General features: G+C 76.8%; 6 protein-coding genes. 5 read left to right on the top strand and 1 reads right to left on the bottom strand.

Going from position 1 to position 6,038, the window contains the following annotated elements:
• Positions 1–78: 78 nt before the first annotated feature.
• Positions 79–759, bottom strand: coding sequence for a hypothetical protein (locus ACRYM0_RS20005; RefSeq protein ID WP_432507603.1), 681 nt, complete (start codon positions 757–759; stop codon positions 79–81).
• A gap of 160 nt (positions 760–919) precedes the next feature.
• Between ACRYM0_RS20005 and ACRYM0_RS20000 the strand changes: the two genes are divergently transcribed.
• The 5 genes from ACRYM0_RS20000 (at position 920) to ACRYM0_RS19980 (ending at position 5,977) form a co-directional block, all read left to right on the top strand.
• Positions 920–2,149 (top strand): PucR family transcriptional regulator, encoded by a 1,230-nt coding sequence (locus tag ACRYM0_RS20000; protein WP_432507602.1) that lies wholly within the window; start codon positions 920–922, stop codon positions 2,147–2,149.
• A gap of 122 nt (positions 2,150–2,271) precedes the next feature.
• Positions 2,272–3,252 (top strand): ACP S-malonyltransferase, encoded by a 981-nt coding sequence (locus ACRYM0_RS19995; protein ID WP_432507601.1) that lies wholly within the window; start codon positions 2,272–2,274, stop codon positions 3,250–3,252.
• Complete coding sequence (locus ACRYM0_RS19990) at positions 3,249–4,292, top strand: beta-ketoacyl-ACP synthase III (RefSeq protein ID WP_432507600.1); 1,044 nt, start codon at positions 3,249–3,251, stop codon at positions 4,290–4,292. Before ACRYM0_RS19995 ends, ACRYM0_RS19990 begins: the two co-directional genes overlap by 4 nt.
• Before the next feature lie 100 nt (positions 4,293–4,392).
• Positions 4,393–4,638, top strand: coding sequence for an acyl carrier protein (locus ACRYM0_RS19985; RefSeq protein WP_432491425.1), 246 nt, complete (start codon positions 4,393–4,395; stop codon positions 4,636–4,638).
• Between the two features lie 88 nt (positions 4,639–4,726).
• On the top strand, positions 4,727–5,977 hold the full coding sequence (locus ACRYM0_RS19980; protein WP_432507599.1) for a beta-ketoacyl-[acyl-carrier-protein] synthase family protein: 1,251 nt from the start codon (positions 4,727–4,729) through the stop codon (positions 5,975–5,977).
• Positions 5,978–6,038 lie beyond the last annotated feature (61 nt).

Genomic DNA, 6,038 nt, shown 5'->3' with positions numbered 1-6,038 from the left:
CCGCACCGCTTCGGCGGTGCGGGGCTCTCGTGCTCGCGGGTTCGTGCGCACCGGCTGGACCGGCGCGCAGCGCGGGGATCAGCGCTGGGCGCGGTCCGCGCGGGCGATGGCGTCCTCCAGCTCCTCGCGCATCGGCGCCACGCGGTCCTGGTCGGGGTGCTCCCCCAGGGCCTTGAGGTGCCGGCGCGCCTCGGCGAGGCGACCGGCGTCGATGGCGGCGGCCACCAGGTGGCGACCGGCCTCGACGTCGTGCTCGCGGGGGCGCCAGTGGCCCACCCCGAGGCTGAGCGCCTCGTCGTTCATCCCGGCCTCGCGCAGGATCGCGAGCGCCTGGGCCAGTCCCGTGCCGGAGGGGTCGCGCTCGGCGGCGATGCCCAGGCGGCGCAGCGCGGCCTCCCGGTCGTCGTGCAGGGAGAGCCGGCCCAGCACCAGCAGCGGCCGCCAGGCCCGCGGGCTCTGCGCGAGCTCCTCGGCCAGCGCCCACACGGCGTTGTCGGCGGCGCGGCGCGCGTCCTCGGCCTCGTGCCCCTCGGCGGGGTCGTCGGCCACGTGCGCCTCGGCGGCCCGGGCCCGCACGGTCTCGACCAGGACGTCGAACGCCTCGGCGTCGTTCGGGTCCTCCTGCAGCGTCTCGCGCAGGGCGGCCTCGTTCACGACCGGTTCCGCCGGGGGGGCTTGGCGGCGGCGCCTGCGCCGCCCCACCTCCTCCGGCCGGGTCCCCTGCGCGGGGCGTCGGCGCCAGCGGTCGAGCAGTCCCATGCGTCTCCTCCCCGGTGTCCTCGTCGGCTCCCGCGGCGGGACCGGCACGTCCTGCGGTGCCGGCCACCGGGGCCGGCGGGTGCCGGTGCAGGAGCGTGACCCCGCTCTCGAACCCTAGCCCAGGGGCCCGTCCGGGGCCCGTCGCCGTACGCTCGCACCCGTGCGCCCGCACCCGGAGGAGCTGTCCGAGGACACCGTGCGGCAGCTGGAGGCGGCTGCCGGCACGTTCGCCTCGGCGATCGCGGCGCGCATGGACGAGGGGCTGCCCTGGTACGCGGCGCTGCCGCCGGACGAGCGGTCCTGGGTGGGGATGGTGGCGCAGGCCGGTTTCACCGACTTCGTGCGCTGGCTGACCGAGCCGGACCCCGCGGTGCTGGCGGCCACGGCGGTGTTCAGCACCGCCCCGCGGGAGCTGATGCGCTCGGTGACGCTGCAGCAGACGGTGGAGCTGGTGCGCACGGCCATCACCGTCGTGGAGGAGGGGCTGGACGCCGTCGTGGGCGAGGAGCGCCCCGGGGAGCAGGTGCGCGCGCGCGAGGCGCTGCTGCGCTACTCCCGGGAGGTGGCGTTCGCGGCGGCGGCCGTGTACGCGCGGGCCGCGGAGACCCGCGGCGCCTGGGACGCGCGGCTGGAGGCCCTCGTCGTGGACGCCGTGCTGCGCGGCGACGGGGAGGACACCATCGCCTCCCGGGCCGCGGCCCTGGGGTGGACGATGGACGCGCCCACGGCCGTGGTGATCGGCGCCGCCGGGGAGCAGACCCCCGGGGGGGTGGTGCCGCGGGTGCGCAAGGCGGCCCGCGCCGCGGGCGGGGAGGCGCTGGTCGGCGTGCAGGGCGACCGGCTGGTCGTCGTGCTCTCGGGGGTGGCCGACCTGCGCGGGACGGCGGCGCAGCTGGCGGCCGAGGAGTTCGGCCCGGGCCCGGTGGTGGTGGGCCCGACCGTGCCGTCCCTGCCGGTGGCGGCGCGCTCGGCGCGCGCGGCGCTGGCGGGGGTGGTCGCCGCGCGGGCGTGGCCGCGCGCACCGCGGCCGGTGGAGGCCGACGACCTGCTGCCCGAGCGCGCCCTGTCCGGCGACGCGACGGCGCGGCGCGCCCTGGTCGACCGCGCCTACGTCCCGCTGGCGCGCGCCGGTGGCGCGCTGCTGGAGACCCTGGCCGCGTACCTGGACTCGGGCGGGTCGCTGGAGGCGTGCGCGCGCTCGTTGTTCGTGCACGCCAACACCGTGCGCTACCGCCTGCGCCGGGTCGGGGAGGTGTGCGGCTGGACGCCCGCCGAACCGCGCGAGCGCTTCGTGCTGCAGGTGGCGCTGGCGCTGGGCCGGCTGGCGCAGGCGGGCCCCCCGAGCGGTCGCGAGACCGGGGAGCCCGCCGCGGCCGACCGGGACCGGTGAGCTGTGACGGCTCCTCACGCTCAGTGAAGTGCCTGGGGTCGCCGCCGAGCTGCTTGTAGGTTTCCCACAACAGGGGCGGGCAAAGTCCGTGAGCGTCGTCACCGTGAACACCAGGTGGCGCAGTGCACGCTCGTCAGGTGCTCGTCTTCGTCTTCCCCGGCCAGGGTTCGCAGTCCCCGGGCTTCCTGGCCCCCTGGCTGGAACTGCCCGGCGTCGCCGACCGCCTGCGGTGGGCCTCCGCCGTGGTCGGTGACGACCTCGTGGCGCACGGCACCGTCTCCGACGCCGAGACGCTGCGCGACACCGCCGTGGCCCAGCCCCTCATCGTCGCCGCCGGCCTGGTGGTCCTGCGCGAGCTGGTGCAGGGTCCCGAGCAGCTGGCGGCGGTCGCCGGCGCCGTCGCCGGGCACTCCGTCGGCGAGCTGACCGCCGCGGCGGCCACCGGGGCCCTGAGCCCCGAGCAGGCCCTGGTGCTGGTGCGCGAGCGCGGGCGGGCCATGGCGAGCGCCGCGGCCGCGCACCCCACCGGCATGAGCGCCGTCCTCGGCGGCGACCCCGCCGAGGTCGCCGCGACCCTGTCCCGGCTGGGCCTGACGGCCGCCAACGACAACGGCGGCGGGCAGGTCGTGGCCGCCGGCGAGCTGAGCGCCCTGGCCGCGCTGGCCGACGAGCCCCCCGCGAGGGCCCGGGTGGTGCCGCTGCAGGTGGCCGGCGCCTTCCACACCGAGCACATGGCGCCCGCGGTCGGGACGCTGCGCGAGCTGGCGGCGGGCCTGGAGCCGGGCACCGCCAGCGTGCCGCTGGCCGCCAACGCCGACGGCGAGCTGGTCACCGACGGCGGCGAGCTGCTGCGGCGCCTGGTGGCGCAGGTCAGCCGGCCGGTGCGCTGGGACCTGTGCACCGAGGCGTTCCGGCGCCTGGGCGTCACCGCGCTGATCGAGCTGGCGCCGGCCGGCACGCTGGTGAACCTCGCCAAGCGCCAGCTGAAGGGGATCGACGTCCTCGCCCTGAAGACGCCCGCCGACCTCGAGCGGGCCCGAACCGTGATCGCCGAGCACGGGGCCGCCGCGGCCGTCCCGGCCGGCGCAGGAGGCGTCCAGTGACCGACATCCAGGCCCCCGCCGCGCGCCACTCGCGCATCCTCGGGATCGGCGCGCACCGCCCGCCGCGGATCATCGACAACGAGGAGGTGTGCACCTGGATCGACTCCTCCGACGAGTGGATCCAGCAGCGCACCGGCATCCGCACCCGCCGCTGGGCGGCCGAGGACGTCGGCGTCGTGGAGATGTCCGAGGACGCCGCGGCCAAGGCGCTGGCCGCCGCGGGGCTGACCGGCTCCGACGTCGACGCGGTCGTGCTGGCGACCGTGTCCTACCCGTACCAGACCCCGGCCGCCGCCGCGGTCCTGGCCGACCGCCTCGGCGCCACGCCCGCCGCGGCCTTCGACATCTCCGCCGGCTGCGCCGGCTTCTGCCACGGCATCGCCCTGGCCAGCGACCTCGTGCGCGGCGGCACCGCCGGCACCGTGCTGGTCGTGGGCGTGGACAAGCTGTCCGACTTCACGGACAAGCACGACCGTTCCACGGCGTTCCTGTTCGCCGACGGCGCCGGCGCCGCCGTGGTGGGCGCCTCCGACGAGGTCGGCATCGGTCCCACGGTGTGGGGCTCGGACGGTTCGCAGGCCGACGCCATCCGCTCGAGGTTCTCCTGGCTGGACCTGCGCGCCTCCCCCGCCGCGGCCGCCGACCCCATCGCCGCGGAGGCCGCCGCCCAGGAGCCGGAGAAGTGGCCGTACCTGGAGCAGCAGGGCCAGTCGGTGTTCCGCTGGGCGGTCTGGCAGATGGCGCCCGTCGCCCAGCGCGCCCTGGACGCCGCGGGCGTGCGCGCCGAGGAGATCGACGTGTTCGTGCCGCACCAGGCGAACGCGCGCATCATCGATGCGATGGTCAAGCAGCTGAAGCTGCCGGAGTCCGTGCACGTGGCCCGCGACATCGTCGACATGGGCAACACCTCGGCCGCCAGCGTGCCGCTGGCCATGGAGCGCGCCGTGGCCGACGGGCACGCCCCCTCCGGGGGACTGGCCCTGCTCATCGGCTACGGCGCCGGGCTGTCCTACGCCGCGCAGGTCGTGCGCCTGCCCTGAGCCGCCCCCGCGGCCCCCACCAGCCCCCTGGGCGCTCACCGGCGCACCAGGCCGACGAGGTGGACCGGGTTCCCGGCCACCCCCACCGAAGGAGCGACGCATGGCCAGCGAGCAGGAGATCCTCAGCGGTCTCGCCGAGATCGTGAACGAGGAGACGGGCCTGCCCACCGACAGCGTTCAGGCCGACAAGTCCTTCACCGAGGACCTCGACATCGACTCGCTGTCGATGATGACGATCGTCGTGAACGCCGAGGAGAAGTTCGGGGTGCGCATCCCCGACGAGGACGTGAAGAACCTGCGGACGGTGGGCGACGCCGTCGCCTACATCTCCCAGGCCCAGGGCTGAGCAGCCCGCACCGCCGCGAGGCCGGCCCGCACGCAGCGGGCCGGCCCGGCACCGCAGCCGTCACCGCTCGAGAAGGAGTTGACCGACCATGACCGCGACCGCTCGCCGCGTCGTCGTCACCGGGATGGGAGCGACGACACCGCTCGGCGGGGACGTCCGATCCACCTGGGAGGCCGCCCTCGCCGGCCGCTCGGGAGCGCGCACCATCAGCGCCCCCTGGACCGAGGAGTACGACCTGCCCGTCACGTTCGCCGCGCAGGCGGCCGTGCCGGCCGAGGAGGTCCTGGAGCGCCGCGAGGTCAAGCGCCTGGACCCCTCCCAGCAGTTCGCCGTGATCGCCGCCCGGGAGGCGTGGGCCGACGCCGGGAGCCCGGACGTGGACCCGCTGCGGCTGGCCTCGGTGGTGGCCACCGGCATCGGCGGCATCTGGACCCTGCTGACCGCCTACGACACCCTGCGCGAGAAGGGCGCCCGCCGCGTCCTGCCGCTGACGGTGCCGATGCTCATGGGCAACGGGCCGACCTCGGCGATCAGCCTGGAGTTCACCGCCCGCGCCGGTGCGCACACCCCCGTCAGCGCGTGCGCCTCGGGCGCGGAGGCCCTGGCCTACGGCGCCGACATGATCCGCACGGGTCGCGCCGACGTGGTCATCGCCGGCGGCACGGAGGCGGCCATCCACCCCCTGCCGATCGCCTCGTTCGCGTCGATGCACGCGCTGTCGCGGCGCAACGAGGACCCGGCGCGGGCGTCGCGGCCCTTCGACACCGGGCGCGACGGCTTCGTCCTGGGCGAGGGCGCGGGCATCGTCGTGCTGGAGTCCGAGGAGCACGCCCGGGCGCGCGGCGCGCGGATCCACGCCGAGCTGCTCGGCGCGGGCCTGTCGGCCGACGCGCACCACGTCGCCGCTCCCGAGCCGGAGGGCGCCGGCGTCAGCCGCGCCGTGCGCGACGCCCTGCACGCGTCGGGCGTGACCCCGGGCGACGTCTGCCACGTCAACGCCCACGCCACCTCCACCCCCGCGGGTGACGTGGCCGAGGACAAGGGTCTGCGCCTGGCGCTGGGCGACGCCGCGGAGGGCATCGCGGTCTCGGCGACCAAGTCGATGACCGGTCACCTGCTGGGTGCGGCCGGCGCGGTGGAGAGCATCCTGACGGTGCTGGCCCTGCGCGAGCGGATGGCGCCGCCGACGATCAACGTGGAGGACCTCGACCCGGACGTCACCCTGGACGTCGTGCGCAAGGACCCGCGCCCGCTGGAGCGCGAGGGCCGGCTGGTCGGCGTCAACAACGCCTTCGGCTTCGGCGGGCACAACGTCAGCGTGGTGTTCGCCTCCGCCTGAGGCGCCACCGGGCCGACCCGCCGGGAACGCGCGAGGGCCCCGCACCCACCGGGTGCGGGGC

The sequence above is a fragment of the Kineococcus arenarius subsp. arenarius genome, assembly GCF_050871845.1.
In the GTDB taxonomy this organism is placed as follows: domain Bacteria; phylum Actinomycetota; class Actinomycetes; order Actinomycetales; family Kineococcaceae; genus Kineococcus.
Note: the sequence above shows the minus strand (reverse complement) of the source record. Positions and strands in the feature narration are given on the sequence as shown.

Excerpts from the sequence above, each read along its gene's own strand:
- ACRYM0_RS20005 (WP_432507603.1), bottom strand. The coding sequence starts at position 759 with ATGGGACTGCTCGACCGCTGGCGCCGACGCCCCGCGCAGGGGACCCGG.
- ACRYM0_RS19985 (WP_432491425.1), top strand. The coding sequence starts at position 4,393 with ATGGCCAGCGAGCAGGAGATCCTCAGCGGTCTCGCCGAGATCGTGAAC.
- ACRYM0_RS19980 (WP_432507599.1), top strand. The coding sequence starts at position 4,727 with ATGACCGCGACCGCTCGCCGCGTCGTCGTCACCGGGATGGGAGCGACG.